Raw genomic sequence first — 21,549 nt, forward strand, 5'->3', positions numbered from 1 at the left:
TTTTTATTTTTAAATATTATTACGTTAGAATCCTAAGTATTTACCTAGAATGCTTACACCATTTGATACGATGTCAACAATACTTGTACCTAATTTTGTCCAGTCGTGGTTAATTCCTGCGTCTACTGTATTTTTGATTGCGTCGAATAATTTTTCCATGTTTGTTATCTCCTTTGTACTATTTATAATTATCTTTAAATTAGAAACCTAAATATTTACTAACTAAACCTACACCGTTTTCTACGATACCAACAATACTTGTACCTAATTTTGTCCAATCACCATTAATACCTGCAGTTACTGTATCTTTAATTGCGTTAAATAAACCTTCCATTTCATACACTCCTTAGAAATTAATTGGTAAAATTCTAAAACGATAGGTTACTGTATTGCTTGCTTTGTTTTGTTTAACTATCGTTTTGTTATCTTTACTATAAAGGGTTTATTTAGATAGTTGTGTCATTTTCCGTAACTTATACTTAAATCATCAAAACTGTGCAATTTAAAAATTTATATTTACAGTTAGGAATTCAAATATGTCTATCTCGTCAAAGTTTTTTAGATTATAAAAATAAAATAATTAAAAATATTTAATACATAATTATATGATATAATCCAAAAGTGTATATTTTCATTATATTTATTCTAGTAAATTTAATTAAATGGTTATAAGGTGGTGATATTAAAAGTAATTCCTACGTAAAATGTGAATAAAAGGACTGTGTTATTAATAATTACTAATTGAGTGAACGAACGGAGAATACATATGAAAAAATATTTCATTTTATTATTTAGTAGTTTTTTAATATTAAGTGCATGTGATAATGATTTTTCTTTAACTGGTGATAATAAAAAAGAACAGAATGATACCAACAATAAAAAAGAGAAAGAAGATAAGCATATTTCAAAATCAGATAAGAATTCTATAGAACATAATGACAAAACTATCCAAAATCAAAATACTGAAAATACAAGTAATGAACAGAAGTCAAACGAAGAAAGAGATTCAAAAGATACCATAGAAGATGTTTCATCTCAAAATAATAATCAAATTGATTTCTCTAATATTAAAGATAGAAGTACATTAGAATCAATTATTTATGGAAATTATAGTGAAGAACAAAAGATACAAGCTTACAATAGTGCAGTTGCAAATGGAATTATTCCACAAGGAAATGTAATGGAAGGTCCTGCTAGTGTAGCGTATCAAAGTTCACTTAGAGTTGAAAATGGTCAAGAAAAATCAATTTATGACCGACCAAATGAGTCAGATGTTTCAGTAGATGATGAAAATGCAACTCCGGATCCTAATGCTGAAATCAATGCAGCAGAAACTGAAGATGAGTATTATGATGCACTCAGAAAAAAATATAATGGCGGTCTTTCATCTGGAGAACTTCAAACAAAACATGCAATTGAGCAAGGTTACTACGAAGGTGATGACGCTGAAGAAGTCTATCAAAACATTAAAGAACAAGAAGCTGACATAGCAGCTGGAAAATGGGATAAATATAATAATTAAATTCTTGAAGCAAGTCATCATAGTGAGTTTAAAACAGATAAGCAAAAACCCCGTAACCACAATGGTTAACGGGGTTTATTAGCGTCCTGGGAGGGATTCGAACCCCCGACCGATGGCTTAGAAGGCCATTGCTCTATCCAGCTGAGCTACCAGGACATTATTTTTTAACACAAGTATTATTATATCTAAAGAAATCTTATTTAGCAATAGCTTTAATATAAAAAAAGTTTATATTTTCCACTAATTACGTATAATTGCAACTAATCACATACTTTCTTCGTTGCTATTTAGTTAAACTAAATAGCTAAATGTTTGGTATCAAATTTGAAATTAGCTAGGACTAGACTATCTTGCATTGTAGTCCTAGCCCTTTTAATAGTTAATTAATTTCAAATTCTATTGATTGTATGACTTGATGATCTCTATTTCTAAAATTCAGCGTAGCTTTTTTACTTTCATCCTCTATAAGTAGTTCTGCGTATGTTTCTTCTATATTACTACGCGACTGTGAAATACTACCAGGATTTATAATATGGACGTCGCCTAATTTTTCATATTTAGCTATATGTGTATGCCCATAAAACGCAAATTGACAACCAAGAGATTGTGCTTTTTCAGCCAAACGCATACGTGTTTGATTTACACCATAAAGATGACCGTGGGTGTATAATGCTTTAACACTGTTCTTTTCAATGATGTCTTCATTTGGAAATTCAGGATAAAAGTCACAATTACCTTTTACACGTTGATACAAGCTTAATTCAGTATCATTATATTTAAATTCAGAATCTCCTAAATGTAAGCATATATCTGCGTCTTTATGATAGTCGTATAATTGATACAGAATTCCAGATTCAGTGTGATTATCACTTACAATTAACCATTTAGACATTATTTTTCACGCTCCAAAAATTCATTTAAAGCTTTAATTGCATTTCCACGATGACTCACATCGCTTTTTTCTTCTGTAGTTAATTCAGCCATTGTTTTGTTCTTCTCTGGAAGATAAAAAATAGGATCATATCCGAATCCATGATCACCTTTACGTTCTGTTGTAATTTCTCCTGATACAGTTCCTTTGAACATATGTGTTGGTTCATTTGGCGTACTCATGCTAATGACACATACAAATTGTGCCTTTCTATTTGTCTCACCTTCTAACTTTTTAAGTACTTTATCAATATTTGACTCATCATTTTTCTCAAGACCAGCATAACGTGCAGAATATACACCAGGCTCACCATTTAGAGCATATACTTCTAGACCACTATCATCGGCAATCACTCTTTTATTGAGTGCTTTAGCTGCCGCTTCAGATTTTAATCGTGCATTTTCTTCAAAGGTAGTGCCTGTTTCTTCAACATCAAAGTTCTTTATAATTTCTGAAATGCCAATAACATTATCATTTGGAAAAATAGCTTTAAAATCATTTATTTTACCTTTGTTGTTAGAAGCTATAACAATGTCTGCCACTTAAATCTTCCTTTCACTTCTGTTTTAAATTTAATCTACTTTTATACGTTCAACTTCTACATCTAATTTCAGCCATTGAGAAATGATATGTTTAATATGAACCGTATCACCTGTTGCAAAAAATCGATGTTTTGGATGTTGCGTATAGCTTGCATGTTCATTACTAAACGTAAGTAATGCACTTACTTCACGTGCAGTTTCAAGCCCAGAAGAAATAACTTTTTTATTCCCACCAAAATAATCATTAATAGGTTTATATAATAATGGATAATGCGTACAGCCTAAAATAACAGTATCGGCATCTGTGTTACGCCAATGTTTTAAAGTCTGATGTATTACAATACTAGTTATTGTAGGGTCATCATAACGCATTTGTTCAACGAGTGGTACGAAACCTGGACATGCTACCCCATATACTTCGACATTTGGGTTTATTCTTTTAATATGATGGCGGTAAGCTTCTGATTTAATCGTGCCCTCAGTACCTAAAATTAAAACTTTTTGATTTTTTGTAGTCATAATAGCGGTTCTAGCACCAGGTTCAATGACTCCAATAACTGGAATTGGTAATAACTGCTGTAAATGTCCTAACGCCACTGCAGTTGCAGTATTACAAGCAATGACTAACATTTTTATATCAAATTCCATCAGTTTATTAGCAAGTTGCGTCGTAAAAGTTTTTACTTCTTCTCCAGGTCTTGGACCGTATGGACACCTTGCGATATCGCCTAAATAATATATTGTCTCATTAGGAAGTTGTCGCATAATTTCTTTAGCTACAGTTAGTCCTCCAACTCCTGAGTCTATGACACCAATGGGTTTATTCATTTACATTCATCCTTATAATACATAATACGTTTATTTTACCATAGACAAACCTAATCATTCATTAATTGATATTTTTGCTCATTTTTATTTTACTCAATAAACATTTATATCCGTATTGAATTCTCCATTAATAAAAACCAGCAAAGTTTTTACTTTGCTGGCAAATATGTCATATTTAATTTACTTGATGATCAGAACCAAAGAATGATTTAAACATATGGAATGATGTTTCACGGTTCATTGCTGCAATTGACGTTGTTAATGGAATACCTTTTGGACATGCATTAACACAGTTTTGAGAATTACCACATTCTTGTAAACCACCTTCACCCATTAAAGCATTCAGCCGTTCATCTTTAGTCATTGAACCAGTAGGATGTAAATCAAATAAACGTACTTGTGAAATAGCTTGTGCACCAATAAATTTATTATTACGTGTTACATTAGGACACACTTCTAAACATACACCACATGTCATACATTTTGATAATTCATATGCTGTTTGACGTTTCTTTTCTGGAATACGTGGACCTGGTCCTAAATCATACGTACCATCAATTGGAATCCAAGCCTTCATACGTTTTAAGTTATCAAACATTCTTGTACGATCGACTTGTAAATCACGAATGACTGGGAATGTACTCATAGGTTCCAAACGAATCGGCTGTTCTAATTGGTCAACAATTGCTGAACAGGCTTGACGTGCACGACCATTAATAACCATTGAACAAGCACCACATACTTCTTCTAAGCAGTTCATATCCCATACTACTGGCGTTGTTTTTTCTCCTTTACTATTCACAGGGTTGCGTCTTATTTCCATTAAACAAGCAATCACGTTTAAATTCTCTTTATAAGGAATTTCAAATGTTTCTTCATACGATTTTGCTTCTTGGTTATCTTGACGTTTAACAATTAATTTAACTGTTTTTTGCGTGTGTTTTTCTTCTTTATGTGTTGTTTCTTGATTATGTTGTTCATCTGTATGACGTAATTCTTCTGGAGTTTCTTTTACTGATTGATTGTTAGCCATCATTTTTTACCTCCTTTAGATTTACTTGTATAGTCACGTTTACGTGGTGGAATTAAACTGATATCGACAGGTTCATATGTGAATTTAGGTGCTTCATATTCACCTTGATATTCAGCTAAAGTTGTTTTTAACCATTCATCGTCATTACGATCTGGGAATTCTGGTTTATAATGTGCGCCACGAGATTCATTACGGTTATACGCACCAATTGTTATAACACGTGCTAGCTGCAACATGTTCCATAATTGACGTGTAAAGAATACAGCTTGGTTACTCCAAGTTTGTGTATCTTCCATATCAATATTTTGATAACGTTCCATTAACTCAACAATTTTTTTATCCGTTTCTAATAATTTGTCATTTTCACGTACTACTGTAACGTTAGCTGTCATAATTTCGCCTAATTCACGGTGAAGTTTATAAGCATTTTCAGTACCACGCATATTAAGTAATTCGTCGAAACGTCTTTGTTCTTCATCTACACGTTTTTGATAAATACTGTCATCTAACTCAGTATATGATGTTTCAATATTTTCAACGTATTTAATTGCATTTGGACCTGCTACTGTACCACCGTAAATCGCTGATAATAACGAGTTAGCACCTAAACGGTTACCGCCATGTTGAGAGAAATCACATTCTCCTGCAGCAAATAACCCTTTAATAGTTGTCATTTGATCATAATCTACATATAATCCACCCATTGAATAATGTACTGCTGGGAATATTTTCATAGGTACTTTACGTGGGTCATCACCAGTGAATTTTTCATAAATCTCAATAATACCACCTAATTTAACATCTAATTCATGTGGATCTTTATGAGATAAATCAAGATACACCATATTTTCACCATTAATACCTAATTTTTGATTGATACATACATCAAAGATTTCACGTGTTGCAATATCACGTGGTACTAAGTTACCATAATCAGGATACTTTTCTTCTAAGAAGTACCATGGTTTTCCATCTTTATAAGTCCAAATTCGACCACCTTCACCACGTGCTGATTCACTCATTAAACGTAATTTATCATCACCTGGAATTGCCGTAGGATGTATTTGAATAAATTCTCCATTTGCATATTTAGCGCCTTGTTGGTATACGATAGATGCAGCTGATCCAGTATTAATCATTGAATTCGTTGTTTTACCAAAAATAATACCCGGACCACCTGAAGCCATAATAACAGCATCAGAACCGAAAGATTTAATTTCAGAAGTAGTTAAATTTTGAGCAACAATACCCCTTGCTGCATTTTCATCATCTTTAACTAATCCTAAAAATTCCCATCCTTCATACTTAGTAACTAAACCATCAACTTCAAAAGAACGAACTTGTTCATCTAAAGCGTAAAGTAATTGTTGTCCTGTAGTTGCACCAGCATATGCTGTTCTATGATGAAGTGTACCTCCGAAACGTCTAAAGTCTAACAATCCTTCATTTGTTCTATTAAACATAACGCCCATACGATCTAATAAATGGATAATTTTTGGTGCAGCTTCAGTCATTGCTTTGACTGGTGGTTGGTTCGCTAAAAAATCTCCACCGTATACTGTATCGTCAAAATGAATCCATGGTGAATCTCCTTCACCTTTAGTATTTACCGCACCATTAATACCACCTTGGGCACATACAGAGTGCGAACGTTTAACAGGTACAATTGAGAATAAGTCCACATGTGCACCTTGTTCTGCAGCTTTAATTGTTGACATCAGCCCCGCGAGGCCACCTCCGACAACAATAATTTTTTTCTCTGCCATAGAATTGTCACTCCCCTAAAATATATCTGAAACTAACCTATTGATTCCTTTTATAACTATACTTTTTTTACTTTCATTTTTTATGCAAAAGCTAAAATTGCAGTCACACCTATGTATGACAGAATTAAGAAAATAATTAATGAAACCCATGTGAAAATACGTTGTGATTTTTTAGATTGTAAAAATCCCCATGTTACTAAGAATGACCAAATGCCATTAGAAAAATGGAAAATGACAGCAATAACACAAATAATGTACACGATAACCCAAATTGGATTTTGTAACGTTTGATGCATCATGTCATAACTGATTTCTTTACCAAAGAAAAGTTTTTGTAAACGTGTTTGCCATAGGTGTACAAAGATGAATACGAAAGCAATAATCCCTGTTAACCTTTGTAGCGCAAACATCCAGTTTCTAAATAATGAATAATGGCCGATATTTTCTTTAGCAGTAAAAGCAATATGAATACCATATAGTCCATGATATAAAATTGGAATGTAAATCAAAATAAGTTCAGTTACTAATAAAAATGGTAAAGATTCCATAAAGCCTGCAGCCTTATTAAAAGCCTCAGCTCCTTGAGTCGCTTGGTGGTTAATCATTAAATGAACAATTAAAAACGCACCAATCGGAATAATCCCTAGTAGTGAATGAAGACGTCTAAGATAAAATTCATTTTTAGACTTAGCCAAAAGGAGTCCCCCCTGTTATAAAACATAATAAATTTAAATAGCTTCTTTTTAAGATAGTACTATAAACGCATTTACTATTTTATTTAGTACTTGTAAGTATAAAAATATAATAGTTATAATGATTGTAAATTTTCTGAAAATTAAACAAATCAAACATCTACTTTTTATTAGATTGAGTATTATTATTTTTCATAACTACAAGTATGACTTAAAAAAATAAATATAATTAAAAACAAGATGAATAAATGAGATATACAAGTATTACATGATAATTGTGTAACTACTATAAAATGATAATATTTCTCATTTAGAAAACGCTTCCATACTTTCTTAAAAAAATAAGCCTTTTGTTAACTATATTGTAACATTCTTTCTATATGTATGGGGTATGAAATTCAAAGTCATACCCCTTTTTTTGAAATTAATCTTCTTTTAAAGCATATTGTAGATTTTCAGCTACCTTTTTAGGTAATCCTGCAGCTTTTAAATCTTCTATACTAGCTTCTTTCATTTTTTTAATAGAACCAAATGTTCTTAATAATTTTGTTTTTCGTTTACTTCCTATACCCTCTACTGTATCAAGAACAGATTGTAATCCAGTTTTTTGTCTAGTTTGACGATGGAAAGTTATCGCAAAACGATGTACTTCATCTTGAATTCTATGGAGCAAATAAAAGGCTTGACTATTTTTCTTTAGAGGTACAACCTCAGCATTTGTACCGTATAATAATTCAGATGTTTGGTGTTTATCATTTTTTCTTAATCCAGCAACAGGAATATCTAAACCTAGTTCATTTTCTAGTACATCTATGACACCAGACATATGTCCTTTACCACCATCAACGATAATAAGATCTGGTAATGGAAGACCTTCATTAAGTACACGCGTATAACGACGGCGTACAACTTCTCTCATCGACTTATAATCATCAGGACCTTTCACAGTCTTAATTTTGTATTTACGATATCCTTTTTTATCCGGTTTACCATCCACAAATGTTACCATTGCCGAAACAGGATCAACACCTTGGATATTTGAGTTATCAAATGCTTCAATTCTTATCGGTGTTTGAATGCCCATTCTTTCACCAAGTTCTTCGATAGCTTTTATCGTTCTAGATTCGTCTTTAGCGATTAATTGAAATTTATTTTCTAGTGCAACTTCAGCATTATGATTAGCTAAATCAACCATTTCTTTCTTTGTTCCACGCGCAGGTTGAACAATTTTTGTATCAACTACAGAGTGAATGATATCTTTATCTAAATTTTTCGGTACATGTACTTCTTTAGGTAAAATATGTTGATTTAAGCTATAGAATTGTCCAATGAATGTATAAAATTCTTCTTCTTCTGTTTGTTGTAGAGGAATCATTGTTGCATCACGTTGAATCATATTTCCTTGTCTAATAAAGAATACTTGAATACACATCCAACCTTTAGAAACGCTATATCCAAAAACATCTCTAATTGTATTATCTGAAGACATAATTTTTTGTTTTTTAGTTAAATTATGAATATGTTGAATTAAATCTCTATATTCTTTAGCACGTTCAAAATCTAACTTCTCACTAGCATCTAGCATGCGTGTTTCAAGATTATGAAGAATTGTTTTATCTTCTCCATTTAAAAAGTCAGTAATTTCACGTGTCATTTGTGCATATTTTTGTTGATCTACATCATACACACATGGTCCCATACACTGACCGATATGATAATATAGACACAATTTATCAGGCATATTATCACATTTTCTAAAAGGATAAATACGATCTAATAATTTTTTAGTTTCTTGTGCTGAATATGCATTAGGATAAGGTCCAAAATATTTTCCTGTACCTTTTTTTACTGTACGTGTCACAAGTAAACGAGGATGTTTTTCTTTAGTAATCTTTATAAAAGGATAACTTTTATCATCTTTTAATAAAATATTGTAGCGAGGTTGATATTGTTTGATCAAATTCAACTCAAGTAATAATGATTCTGTCTCACTTGAAGTTACAATAAATTCGAAGTTACGAATTTCACTAACAAGACGTGTAGTTTTTGCATCATGTGCACCAGTAAAATAAGAACGTAGTCGATTTCGTAATCGTTTTGCTTTACCTACATAAATAATTTGGTCATTTCGATCTTTCATTAAATAACAGCCTGGTTCAAATGGGACGACACTTAATTTATCTCTAATTTTTTCTTCGTAGTCGGTCATCCGTCTCCTCCTTTCTATTAACTTGACGTTCACATAAAAAAGACGGAGCGATTACATAACATGTAATGCCCCATTCTTTTATAATTGTACTAAATATTATAGATGTTTATCTAAAACTTCTGCTAAGTTTTCTTTAGGTTGGAAACCTACTACTTTATCTACTGCTTCTCCATCTTTAAATACGATTAAAGTTGGGATGCTCATTACTTCATATTTAGCAGCAGTAGATGGATTTTCATCTACATCTAATTTTAAGATGTCTGCTTTACCATCATAGTCTCCAGCTAATTCTTCTAACACAGGGGCGATCATTTTACAAGGTCCACACCAAGTTGCCCAAAAATCTACTAATTTAACACCTGATTGAATGTTTTCATCAAAATTTGAATCTGTAACTTTTACGATTGCCATAATTGCCAATCCTCCTTAAATATTAAATGATGAGCAAATTATAACAGACTTTCCATATATCTGCATTGCTCTTGCTCATCTTTATCACTATTTATTAATCTTGTCATAAACTTATGTTAAGATTAAACGCTTGCTTTATTGTACGTCAAATTTTAAAAAAATCAACATTCTAGTTTTATATTATTTAAGTTCTGCTACTGTAACACCAAATCCGCCTTCACTTGGCATTCCACCACGAAAAGATTTAACACTTTTATGTTTTTTTAAATGATTTTGAACTGCTTTTTGAAGTGCACCAGTACCTTTACCATGAATAATATAAACCTGTTCATAGTTACTTAATACAGCTTGGTCAATATATTGATCTAAAGCTCCAACCGCTTCTTCATAACGATAGCCTCTTAAGTCTAATTCTGTTTTAATAGTTTGACGATTTTGGCGTGTCACCATTTTCGTTGGTTTTTCTTTTTTCTTTTTCGTTTTTTCTAAATCTTCAATAGGTAATTTCATTTTGATAATACCCATTTGAACTACAGCTTCATTTTCTCCGCTTAATTCTAATACTTCGCCTTTTTGGCCATAAGATAATACTTTAACTTCATCGCCAGCATGAATATCATCCCATTTTTGTTTTTTTACATTTTGTTTTAAGGATTTAGCTTCATATTGATCTTCTAAATGTTTTTTCTTATCTATTAATTCATGTTCTTTAACGTCGGCCCCTTTTTTATCTCGCATTTCTCTTAAATCTTTTAGAATGTCATCTGCTTCTTTTGTAGCTGATTTAATGCGCTGATTTGCTTTATCTTTAGCTTCATCCATTAATTTTTGTTCATAATTTTTATATTGTTGATACTGACGTTCCAAATCATCATGCGTCGTTCGTGCTTCTCTCAATAATTTTTCAAGCTCAATACGTTGTTCATCCACACGTTTAGAGTTTTTCTCTAATGATTCTATCATTGAATTAATTTCTTGTTCGTCTGTACCAATCATTGTTTTAGCCTTATTAATGATGTTTAATCCTAAACCTAATTTTTTAGAAATATCAAAGGCATTGGAACGTCCAGGAACACCCATTAATAATTTGTAAGTCGGACTTAATGTATTCACATCAAACTCAACACTTGCATTCATAACGCCTTCACGATTATAACTATAAGCTTTAAGCTCTGGATAATGTGTCGTTGCCATAACTAATGAACCAATCTCCCTCACATGATCGAGAATACTCATAGCTAAAGCTGCACCTTCACTCGGATCGGTTCCAGCACCTAATTCATCAAATAAAACAAGACTATTTTTATCCGTTTCTTTCAAAATTTCTACAATATTTTTCATATGTGATGAAAACGTAGATAGCGATTGTTCAATCGATTGTTCATCACCTATATCACAATATACGTTTTCAAATACACTCAATTGACTACCATCTAATGTAGGAATGAGTAACCCGGATTGAGCCATCACAATGATAAGTCCTAACGTTTTTAAAGTGACAGTTTTACCACCTGTGTTAGGTCCCGTAATAATAACCGTTTCAATATCATCAATAAATTCAATTGTATTTGCTACGACTGTATCTTTATTCAATAAAGGATGATAAGCATTAGGTAAATAAACCGTTCTTTCCTTATAAAAAGTAGGTTTTGTCCCTTTAATTGATCGTGCATAGCGCGCTTTAGCCGTTAAGAAATCAATTTGACCCATAACCGACTCTGCCACTAAACAATTATCATCATCAGCAGCTACGAAACCTGTTAATTCTGTTAATATACGTTCACGTTCTACTGCTTCATCATTTCTTAATCGACTAATTTGATTATTCATTTCAACAATAGAAGATGGTTCAATATAAAGGGTTTGTCCAGAAGCTGATTGATCATGCACAATCCCTTTAAAATCTTGTCGATATTCTGCTTTTACCGGTATCACATTGCGATCATTTCGCACTGTAATAATGGCATCTGAAAGTTTCTTTTGATTAGCTTGACTTTTAACAATACGATCTAAATTTTGTCTAATGCGTTGAGTCGTACTTGATATTTTGCTTCGAATACCTTGCAATTCATAACTTGCATTATCATATAAATCGTAAGCATCACATTTTTCATTTATTTCTTGATATAAATCAGTAAGTACAGGTAGTTGATTCATTCTTTCATTTAAAATTGGATACTTTACGACGCCTTCATCTTCTTCAAGCAGTTGATTATAAAATGTTTTAAATTGATTTTGTACTTGTATCAACCGCTTAATTACATTTAATTCGGTAACATTAAGCACTCCACCAATTTTAGCACGGTGAATTAATGGTGATACTTTTGATAAACCACTTAAACTAGGTAAACGATGTTTATTATAAATTTGTGATATTTCATCTGTCTCATTCATTTGAAATTCTACAGTTTCAAAATCAGTTGCTGGAGACATTTTAGACACTTTTTCACGTCCTAAATCACTTATCGTTTCAGAAGCTACAAATGATTTGATTTTATCAAACTCTAAGACGTCTAATGTTTTTTGTCTCATACAATCCCTCTATTTCTGTAATTTAATATTATTATTAATAAAGTTTTTAAAAGCGTCACGCGTCATTGTATTAATCACTCTATCTTTATTTACAAATCCTTTTTGCGCAGTAGCTACGCCATATTTCATAAAATCAAGATGATCCACATGATGAGCATCTGTATTAATTGTTAATTTAATATTTGGATATTTTTTTACAGTGGCAGCATTTAAATCTAATCGTTTTGGATTAGCATTAATTTCCATTACCGTTTGTGTTTCTTCTGCAAGTTGCATCAACTGTTCTATATTAGGTTGATACCCTTCACGTCGCTCAATAATACGACCAGTTGGATGTGCAATATGTCTAACATAAGGATTACGACATGCATGTTCTAGGCGCTTCATAATCTCTTCTTCAGATTGATTGAAACTTTGATGAATAGCTGCAATAACATAGTCAAGTTGCGATAGTATATCATCCTCATAATCTAATGATCCATCAGGTAAAATATCCATCTCTGTACCTGAGTAAATATCTATTTCTGTGTATTCTTCATTCAAATTTTTTATTTCTTCATTTTGACGTAATAATCGTTCAACTTGTAATCCATGCGCAACTTTTAAACTCTTTGAATGATCCGTAATGACCATGTATTCATAGCCTTTTTTAATGTTTGCTTCAATCATCTCTCGTATAGAAAAAGCGCCGTCACTATACGTTGTATGCATATGAAGATCACCTTTAATATCATCTAATGTAATGATTGAATTTAAATCACGATCAAACTCACTGCCATCTTCACGCATTGCTGGAGCAATCCAATGTCTACCGAAGTGTTGGTAAATTTCAGCTTCACTTTGGAATTGGAGTAACGTTCCATCTTGTTGTTCGATACCATACTCACTCACTTTTTCATTTTGTGCTTTAGCAAGTTGTCTAATGCGAATGTTATGATCTTTGGAACCTGTAAAGTGCTGTAAGGTATGATAAAAGGCTTCTGGTTCAACAAGTCTAAAATCTACACCAATCGTTTCATCATCATATTCCAATTCAAGTGACACTTTCGTTTCTCCAACTGCGACTTCTTTCACTTTATTTGGAATATTTAAAAGGTGTTGTTGTACATGAAGAGGGTGTCGTGTACTAATAATATAGTCTAAATCTTTACTTACTTCTTTATAACGACGGAAACTACCTGCTTCAGAATAATGCTCAACTTCTTCTAATTGTTCTAGATAAGTCATAATATCTTTATTTAAATGTCGCATCAAATCAATAGGATAATGATCTTTTTTAGCTCCTAGTGCTTTTACTGCTTCAAGTATGTTTTGTTCCGTTTTTTTAGCAAATCCACTTAGTTCACTAACTTTTCCCGCTTCACAAGCTTCTTGAAGATGTTCTTTATCTGTAATATTTAACTCTTTATACAACTTTGCAATTTTTTTACTACCTAAACCTTGAATTTTCATTAAAGGAATTAATCCTTCAGGAACTAAACGTTGCAATTCTTTTAAAGTTGATGAGGTACCTGTTTCTCGATATTCGCTAATGACCTCTCCTACCCCTTTTCCAATTCCTTTTAATTCAGTAACATCTTTTATTTCATCTAAAGAACGTTCATCTATTTCAAGACTTTGTGCTGCTTTACGATAAGCAGATACTTTAAACGTATTTTCTCCATTCAATTCCATATATATAGCAATTTTTTCTAGTAGTTGAATTACATCTTTCTTTGTCATTACATTCACTCCATAAAAAGAGACCAGGAGGTTTATATCCATCACCTAGTCCTGACCTTTTATCTTTTTTTATTTATAAATTTAGTATATAAGATGATAAAAACGGCATCTTAAATAGAATAATATGGCTTAAATAACCGTGTTTTAAACTTTCTTGAATCCATTCATTAGGATATAAAGATACTAAATATAAAACAAGTTGCAGTACAATCACACTGGCAATACTACCTAATAAGCTTCCCAATATTCGACTTGTAACATGAATATTATGATATGACACTATATTATCAAAAGTTACAATAATAAGATATAAAAGCAACTTACTTATAAAAGCAATACATAAAAATGCCACAATAGTATCAAAACGTTGTTGTACATCATGATATTGAAATGCGAAGTGCGTATCAAAAGCAACTGTTTTAGGAAATGGAACAAAAACAATCATTTGTTTTGATATATATTGGTAAAAACGATGCGCAATGAATAGTGAGACAAGCGTAGACGACAAATGAAGACTATTCAGCCAAAGGCCTCTTCTAAAACCAATTATCATATACATCAAAATAATAAGTATCATTACTAAATCTATAGTCATTTAGCTATCCTGTTGTTTTAATTCATAAATCATTTGTTTTAATATTTCGTTTTCTTCTTCCAATTTCACTTTTTCGTCCATGATATTCACTGCAGTTAAAATTGCTTTTCTTGTTGTATCTAATCCTGCTGATTTACGTCCTAATAATCTTAGCTGTTCATCTACTAAATGTGCTACATAACGTATGTGTTCAGGATCATCGTCACCGATAATCGTAAAATTTTGATCATTGATCGATACATTAATACGATTTTTAAATTCTCCCATTGTATTAACTCCTGACTTTTGATAATATTTTAAATTTCTTTGACTAATGTTTTGTTGAGTGAATAAGTAGATTATTATTATTATACATGAGCGTCTCTTATTTGTAATTATAGATTTAAAATACTATTTATTTATACCACTAAACCTACGTTTTTATCTTCATTATGTTAAAGTATATCTATTAGAATTTTAAAAGAGAGGTTTAAACATTTTATGGGAAATGTAGTACATAAATTAACTAATCAAGATATTGAGCAACTTTTGAACCAAATTAACTTTAGTACATCCAATTTACCTAATGGGATGAAAGCAAGAACCAAATATCATGACACTGTCATTAGTATTTACAATTCTGGTAAAGTTATGTTTCAAGGAAAACATGCTGAACATATAGCGCGTCAATTTTGTACTACTGATTCTGTAACTAATTCAAAATCTTCAAAGGCAGATGATTTACATAATATAACATATAATGATTATAACTGTATTGGTAGTGATGAAGCGGGAAGTGGCGATTATTTTGGTCCATTAACGGTTTGTGCTGCTTTTGTATCTAAAGAGCATATAGATATTTTAAGAACGCTAGGCGTAGATGATTCGAAAAAATTAACAGACACTAAAATTATAGAACTTGCAGAACAACTGATTACCTTTATTCCTCATTCATTACTTACATTAAACAATACTAAATATAATGAAAGACAAGCACTAGGTTGGTCTCAAGTAAAAATGAAAGCAGTCCTTCATAATGAAGCGATAAAAAATGTAACTAACAAGATAGATACTAAAGCATTAGACTACATTGTCATTGACCAATTTGCAGAACGTAACGTCTACAAGCGTTATGCTCTAAGCGACTTACCTTTTCCAAATCAAACAAAATTTGAAACAAAGGGAGAATCTAAATCCCTTGCTATTGCAGCAGCAAGTATCATTTCTCGCTATGCTTTTATTAAGCACATGGATTCAATATCAAAAATGATGCATTTTGATATTCCAAAAGGCGCGAGTCATAAAGTAGATTTAATCGCTGCTCAAATTATTGAAAAATATAATATTAGTAAGTTAGATTCTATTTCAAAAAAACATTTTAAAAATCGTGATAAAGCATGGACGTTGGTTAATAAAAAGTATCAATAAAGAACATTTTAGAATGCTATACGATGATGTCTAAATTCATCAAATTCAGTATCGAGAATTGTTTCAACACTTTTATTTACATATCGTGACACATCGTTTGCGGGAACAAGTGCTGAAGTTTCTATCGGTCAAGTAAGTTGAGTCATGTTAGAATCTTTATACATAAGGTACCTCGTTAATTTAATGAAGTTTATTAAATTATACGAAAGGACCTTATTTTTTAAAAGTATTTCAATGTAAAATTACATAAAAAAAGCATTTTAGCGCGACTCTTGATAAAATAGGATACGCTAAAGACTACAGACTAAATTTATTCCCTAATAAAGCGAACCAACTATACAAAGTATTGTAAATAATGAAACCAGTAAATGACTTTATAATAAACTCATTTACTGGCTATTTTTTTAGGATGTATATCCCAATCTCTTCTTTAATTTATTATCGAATTGTAGCGCCTTTAGCTTTTAATGCTTCTAAAATTTTATCATGCACTTTAGAAACACGTTCATCTGTAAGTGTATTTTCAGTATCTAAATAATTTAAACGAATGGCTACTGATTTTTTACCTTCTTCCAAGTGTTCACCTTCATACACATCAAATACAAGTGTATTTTTTAGAATGTCTTCACCATTCTCATGAATAATGTCTAATAATTCTGATGAAGGCATGTCACGTTTTACTTCCATAGCGATATCTCTTGACACACCAGGGAATTTTGGAATTGGTTCATAATTAATGTAACCTACAGCTACTTGCATCATTGCATCATAGTCTAATTCAAATACATATGTGCGTTTAAGATCATTTTCAGCTGCTAATTGAGGATGTAATTCTCCTACAAATCCTATCTCTTTACCTTCTAATGAAACAATCGCAGTTCTACCTGGATGAAGGCCTTTTATTTCGCCAGCTTTATAAGTGAAACCTAAATTTAATTTTTCAGCAATTCGATCGACTACACCTTTAGCAATAAAGAAATCAATCTCTTCTTTTTTACCTTGCCAAGTATTAACTACATATTCTCCAGTTAGAATACCACTTAAATATTCGATTTCATCCGGTAATTCATCTTTGCCGTTACCAAAGAACACACGTCCAATTTCATATAATCTTACATTTTTATTTTTACGTGCTACGTTATAAGTTGTTGCTTCGATTAAATGTGGTAATAAGCTTTGACGTAATGTAGAATGCGCTTCACTCATTGGCATAAGTAGACTAATTGTAGGACGTTCTTGTAATGCAAAATCTTTGGCATGGTCTTTAGACACAAGTGAATATGTGATGGCTTGATTTAATCCTGCACCTTCGAGTGTTTCTTTTACCGTACGCGTTTTATATTGACGATCTGTCAATTTTCCACTAGTTACATCATCAAACACTGGTAAAGTTGAAGGAATATTATCATATCCGTATATTCTTGCTATTTCTTCAATTAAATCTTCCTTAATTGAAATATCTTTACGACGTGAAGGTACATATACTGTTAAAGTATCGGCATTTTGAATCGTTTTAAATCCTAATTGTTCGAAAATAGCTTTAATCTCATCATTTGATAAATTAAAACCAATTGTTTGATTTACTTTTTCCGCAGTAATATCAATTGGCGTAACAAGTGAACCTAAATCTCCTTGTGCCACTCTATCTTTTAATACTTCACCAGAAGCATAATGTTCAAGTAAATAACAAGCTCTATCGACTGCTTCATTAACAAATTCTGTTGCAATACCTTTTTCAAAACGACTTGAAGACTCACTACGTAAATTCAAACGACGTGATGTGTGACGGATAGATACAGGGTCAAAAATCGCACCTTCTACTACGACATTCATTGTTTGATCAGTCACTTCTGAAAAATCTCCACCCATAACACCAGCTAATGCAATAGGTTCTTTACCATTTGTGATAACGATATCTGTATCAATAAGCGTTCTTTCAGTATCGTCTAATGTTGTCATTGTTTCATTTTCATTCGCTTGACGTACAACGATATCTTTAGAACCCATATGGTCTTGATCAAACATATGAAGTGGTTGACCATATTCAAGTAATACATAGTTAGAAATATCAACTACATTATTAATTGGACGGATACCAGCTTTAATTAAACGTGCTTGCATCCAGATAGGTGATGGTGCAATTCTCACATTTTTAACAACTCTTGCACTGTAATAAGGAACTTTTTCAGGATTATCAACTGTCACTGATAACTCATCTGTTGCTGAAGTTTCAGTTTCGTTAAGCGTTGTGTTTGGTTTAGTCATTTCAGTTTGATATAATGCTGCAACTTCATATGCAGTTCCCACCATACTTAAAGCGTCTGCACGGTTAGGTGTTAAATCAAATTCCATAATTTGATCATTAAGATATAATGCGTCTAATGCATCAGTTCCCGGTGTCACTTCACTAGGAAATACGAAAATTCCATTTTCATAGTCTTTTGGTACAACATTACTTGAGACACCAATTTCTTGTAAGGAACAAATCATACCTTCCGAACGTTCTCCGCGTAATTTGGCACGTTTTATTTTAATACCTCCAGGTAAACGTCCACCTACTTTAGCCACAATCACATATTGATTTTCATCAACATTAGGTGCCCCACAAACAATTTGAACAAGTTCTTCTTCACCTATATCAACTTGACAGATATTCAATTTATCTGCATCTGGATGTTTTTCTTTAGATGTTACATATCCTACTACTACATTTTTAATATCTTTTGAGTAATCTATAATATCTGCTACTTCAATACCCGTACGTGTAATACGCTCAGCTAAGTCTTTAGCAGGTACACCAGCATCTACGTAATCTTTTAACCATTCATTTGAAATCAACATTATGCTTCACCTCTATCTTCTACAGCTTTAAATTGATTAAGGAATCTCACATCATTTGTATAGAAATGACGAATGTCTTCGATTCCGTATTTTAACATTGCTATACGATCTGGCCCCATACCGAATGCAAAGCCAGAATATTCATTTGAATCAAAACCGGCCATTTCTAGAACATTAGGATGTACCATACCTGCACCTAAGATTTCAATCCATCCAGTATGTTTACATACATTACATCCTTTACCTTTACATTTGAAACAAGAGACGTCTACTTCCACTGATGGCTCTGTGAATGGGAAATAACTTGGTCGTAATCGAATTTCACGATCAGCACCAAATAATTTTTTAGCTACTAACTCTAACGTTCCTTTCAAATCACTCATTTTGATATGTTTATCTACTACTAAACCTTCAATTTGTGTAAATTGATGACTATGTGTAGCATCATCTGAATCTCGTCGATACACTTTCCCAGGACAAATAATTTTTACTGGTCCTTGACCGTGACGTTTTTCCATTGTACGTGCTTGCACTGGAGACGTGTGCGTACGCATTAAAATCTCATCTGTAATATAAAAACTATCTTGCATATCTCGGGCTGGATGTGATTTAGGAAGGTTTAAAGCTTCAAAATTATAATAATCTTGTTCTACTTCGTATCCATCAACAATTTCATATCCTAATCCTAGGAATAAATCTTCAATTTCTTCAACCGTTCTAGTTAATGGATGTTTTGAGCCAATATTAATTTGGCGACTAGGTAATGTAACATCAATTGTTTCCTCAGCAAGTTGTTGGTTTAACTTTTCATTTTTTAATAATTCTTGTTTTTCTTCAAGTTCATTTTGAATTGCTTGTCTTAACTCATTTACTTTTTGTCCATAAGCTGGCTTTTCTTCATTTGGTAAATCTTTCATATTTTTCATTAAACCACTTACAGAGCCTTTTTTTCCTAGATACTTTACTTTGACATCTTGTAAAGCACGTTCATCTTGCGCTTCGTTAATATCTACTAAAGCTTGTTGTCTTAATTCTGTCATTGAATCATTTTGAGTCATGACTTACACCTCATACTTTCTATTTATCATAAAATTTACTTTATTAAATTAAAAAAAGACTTTCATCCCTAAATAACTGGGACGAAAGCCTTCCGTGGTACCACCCAAATTTATGCCTAAGCATACACTTGTTAGCATTGTTAACGAAGATGCACTCCGACTTAAATTTCTTTAAGTAACCAAAAAGGTGAAAAAAACTAATGTAAATTGAAGTAAGTTTCAGTCACGCTTACTTTCCCTGTGCAATTAATCATTTAGTTTACGTCTTTTTATCGGTTTATATTTATCTTTAATAAACATATTATTTTAATTTTGTATACAATTAAGTATAGTCGATTTTAAATCAAAAGGTCAACCTTTCAAATGATAAAGCAAAATACTTCCAGCAATCGCCACGTTTAAACTTTCCGCTTTGCCGTATATAGGTATAATAAGATTCTGCGAGGTATGTGCTAATAATTCTTTATTAACACCTTCTCCTTCATTACCAAGTAATAAGGCAAATGTGTCTTGCGATTCGATGTTTTTATAGGACACAGCATTTTCTAAGGCTGTACCATATACTGGGCCATCAAATTGTTCAATAAATTTATTTAATTCTGTTGTGACAATAGGAATATGAAATACACTTCCTTGACTGGCTCTCATTACTTTATCTTGGTATGCGTCTGCTGTACCTTTTTCCATTACAATCATATCTATACCCGCAGCATCTGCTGTACGAATTAACGTGCCTAAGTTACCAGGATCTTGTATACGATCAAGTAATAACACTTGTTTCGCTTTTGAGATATCATGTTTAGGTTTTTCAATGACTGCAAAAAAACCTTGCGGTGTAATAGTCCCTGATAATGATTCAGCCACTTTCATATTAATTTCGTAAGCTTCTTTTGCATACTCTAAAAGTCTAGAATCTGTTCTTTCTGGCTCAATTACAAATAATTGTTTAATCATCATATTACTTTTAAATGCTTCATCAATTAAATGTATGCCTTCGATGAGAGCTAATCCTGTTTTATCGCGTTCTTTTTTCTTTTTAAGTTTATTTGCTAATTTAATTTTATTATTTTGTGTTGAAGTAATTTGTTCCATAATAGTCTCTCCAAATTATTTTTGATAGCAATGGTATAAATTGAGATAATATAAAAAAAGAGTGGGATAGAATTCATAATGAATTCGTATTCCACCTTTTTTAAATAGATATAAATTATTTAGAAACGACTTCTTCACCATTGTAAGAACCACAGTTTTTACATACGCGGTGAGATAATTTGTACTCGCCACAGTTTGGGCATTCAGTCATACCAGGTACTGAAATTTTGAAATGAGTACGACGTTTATTTTTTCTAGTTTTAGACGTTCTTCTTTTTGGTACTGCCATGATATATCCTCCTTAATATTAAAACACATAATCTCAAGTATTCGGTCATTTAATTATTATACTATAAATTAAATTAACC

General features: G+C 31.9%; 20 protein-coding genes and 1 tRNA gene. 2 read left to right on the plus strand and 19 right to left on the minus strand.

Translation table 11 applies throughout. The features are described 5' to 3' along the window. Positions 1 to 24 precede the first annotated feature (24 nt). Together NSU06_RS07905 and NSU06_RS07910 are read right to left on the minus strand one after the other, a co-directional pair. On the minus strand, positions 25 to 159 hold the full coding sequence (locus NSU06_RS07905) for a beta-class phenol-soluble modulin (protein WP_017174532.1): 135 nt from the start codon (positions 157 to 159) through the stop codon (positions 25 to 27). 40 nt (positions 160 to 199) lie between these two features. Beyond that, positions 200 to 334: a beta-class phenol-soluble modulin gene (locus NSU06_RS07910; protein WP_017174531.1), complete on the minus strand. Its 135-nt coding sequence runs from the start codon at positions 332 to 334 to the stop codon at positions 200 to 202. A 432-nt stretch (positions 335 to 766) separates the two neighbouring features. Here NSU06_RS07910 and NSU06_RS07915 point away from each other — a divergent pair, with 432 nt between their 5' ends. Next, positions 767 to 1,522: a hypothetical protein gene (locus NSU06_RS07915; protein ID WP_017174530.1), complete on the plus strand. Its 756-nt coding sequence runs from the start codon at positions 767 to 769 to the stop codon at positions 1,520 to 1,522. An 82-nt stretch (positions 1,523 to 1,604) separates the two neighbouring features. On the opposite strand, the gene NSU06_RS07920 is transcribed toward NSU06_RS07915, so the two are convergent. From NSU06_RS07920 to zapA, 13 genes are all read right to left on the minus strand, one after another. After that, positions 1,605 to 1,678, minus strand: a tRNA-Arg gene (locus NSU06_RS07920). Positions 1,679 to 1,901: 223 nt separating this feature from the next. After that, positions 1,902 to 2,414 carry a YfcE family phosphodiesterase gene (locus tag NSU06_RS07925; protein ID WP_017175710.1) on the minus strand — a complete coding sequence of 171 codons (513 nt, stop codon included), beginning with the start codon at positions 2,412 to 2,414 and terminating at the stop codon, positions 1,902 to 1,904. Next, a complete protein-coding gene (locus tag NSU06_RS07930; RefSeq protein WP_048681704.1) occupies positions 2,414 to 2,995 on the minus strand; it encodes an XTP/dITP diphosphatase in 582 nt (193 codons plus the stop codon). The genes NSU06_RS07925 and NSU06_RS07930 overlap by 1 nt, the downstream gene beginning before the upstream one ends. Before the next feature lie 30 nt (positions 2,996 to 3,025). After that, positions 3,026 to 3,823 carry a glutamate racemase gene (racE, locus tag NSU06_RS07935; RefSeq protein WP_054105445.1) on the minus strand — a complete coding sequence of 266 codons (798 nt, stop codon included), beginning with the start codon at positions 3,821 to 3,823 and terminating at the stop codon, positions 3,026 to 3,028. Positions 3,824 to 3,998: 175 nt separating this feature from the next. Then, complete coding sequence (sdhB, locus tag NSU06_RS07940) at positions 3,999 to 4,856, minus strand: succinate dehydrogenase iron-sulfur subunit (protein WP_029376803.1); 858 nt, start codon at positions 4,854 to 4,856, stop codon at positions 3,999 to 4,001. Continuing rightward, on the minus strand, positions 4,856 to 6,622 hold the full coding sequence (gene sdhA, locus NSU06_RS07945; protein ID WP_049379537.1) for a succinate dehydrogenase flavoprotein subunit: 1,767 nt from the start codon (positions 6,620 to 6,622) through the stop codon (positions 4,856 to 4,858). The genes sdhB and sdhA overlap by 1 nt, the downstream gene beginning before the upstream one ends. 80 nt (positions 6,623 to 6,702) lie before the next feature. Beyond that, positions 6,703 to 7,317: a succinate dehydrogenase cytochrome b558 subunit gene (locus NSU06_RS07950; protein ID WP_017175714.1), complete on the minus strand. Its 615-nt coding sequence runs from the start codon at positions 7,315 to 7,317 to the stop codon at positions 6,703 to 6,705. 421 nt (positions 7,318 to 7,738) lie between these two features. After that, positions 7,739 to 9,523 carry an excinuclease ABC subunit UvrC gene (uvrC, locus tag NSU06_RS07955; protein ID WP_048762345.1) on the minus strand — a complete coding sequence of 595 codons (1,785 nt, stop codon included), beginning with the start codon at positions 9,521 to 9,523 and terminating at the stop codon, positions 7,739 to 7,741. Positions 9,524 to 9,619: 96 nt separating this feature from the next. Continuing rightward, a complete protein-coding gene (gene trxA / locus NSU06_RS07960) occupies positions 9,620 to 9,934 on the minus strand; it encodes a thioredoxin (RefSeq protein ID WP_002449989.1) in 315 nt (104 codons plus the stop codon). Between the two features lie 180 nt (positions 9,935 to 10,114). Beyond that, complete coding sequence (locus NSU06_RS07965) at positions 10,115 to 12,466, minus strand: endonuclease MutS2 (RefSeq protein ID WP_070492258.1); 2,352 nt, start codon at positions 12,464 to 12,466, stop codon at positions 10,115 to 10,117. Between the two features lie 9 nt (positions 12,467 to 12,475). Further along, positions 12,476 to 14,188, minus strand: coding sequence for a DNA polymerase/3'-5' exonuclease PolX (gene polX, locus NSU06_RS07970; RefSeq protein ID WP_017175717.1), 1,713 nt, complete (start codon positions 14,186 to 14,188; stop codon positions 12,476 to 12,478). A 73-nt stretch (positions 14,189 to 14,261) separates the two neighbouring features. Continuing rightward, complete coding sequence (locus NSU06_RS07975) at positions 14,262 to 14,783, minus strand: CvpA family protein (protein ID WP_017175718.1); 522 nt, start codon at positions 14,781 to 14,783, stop codon at positions 14,262 to 14,264. Then, complete coding sequence (gene zapA, locus NSU06_RS07980; protein ID WP_017175719.1) at positions 14,784 to 15,050, minus strand: cell division protein ZapA; 267 nt, start codon at positions 15,048 to 15,050, stop codon at positions 14,784 to 14,786. It abuts the gene before it with no gap. Between the two features lie 213 nt (positions 15,051 to 15,263). On the opposite strand from zapA, the gene rnhC reads away from it, so the two are divergent. Further along, positions 15,264 to 16,190, plus strand: coding sequence for a ribonuclease HIII (gene rnhC, locus NSU06_RS07985; protein WP_017175720.1), 927 nt, complete (start codon positions 15,264 to 15,266; stop codon positions 16,188 to 16,190). Positions 16,191 to 16,628: 438 nt separating this feature from the next. Here rnhC and pheT read toward each other — a convergent pair whose 3' ends face one another. The 4 genes from pheT to rpmF all read right to left on the minus strand — a co-directional run bounded on the left by pheT (position 16,629) and on the right by rpmF (position 21,470). Next, positions 16,629 to 19,031 carry a phenylalanine--tRNA ligase subunit beta gene (pheT, locus tag NSU06_RS07990; RefSeq protein WP_049416184.1) on the minus strand — a complete coding sequence of 801 codons (2,403 nt, stop codon included), beginning with the start codon at positions 19,029 to 19,031 and terminating at the stop codon, positions 16,629 to 16,631. Next, positions 19,031 to 20,089, minus strand: coding sequence for a phenylalanine--tRNA ligase subunit alpha (pheS, locus tag NSU06_RS07995; RefSeq protein ID WP_017175722.1), 1,059 nt, complete (start codon positions 20,087 to 20,089; stop codon positions 19,031 to 19,033). The genes pheT and pheS overlap by 1 nt, the downstream gene beginning before the upstream one ends. Before the next feature lie 351 nt (positions 20,090 to 20,440). Then, positions 20,441 to 21,181, minus strand: a complete 741-nt coding sequence (locus tag NSU06_RS08000; protein ID WP_017175723.1) for a TrmH family RNA methyltransferase — start codon at positions 21,179 to 21,181, stop codon at positions 20,441 to 20,443. Positions 21,182 to 21,296: 115 nt separating this feature from the next. Continuing rightward, entirely contained in the window at positions 21,297 to 21,470 is a 174-nt protein-coding gene (gene rpmF / locus NSU06_RS08005) for a 50S ribosomal protein L32 (RefSeq protein ID WP_001830121.1), read from the minus strand. Positions 21,471 to 21,549 lie beyond the last annotated feature (79 nt).

This window comes from Staphylococcus sp. FSL W8-1270, assembly GCF_038007165.1.
Classification (GTDB): Bacteria; Bacillota; Bacilli; order Staphylococcales; family Staphylococcaceae; genus Staphylococcus; species Staphylococcus hominis.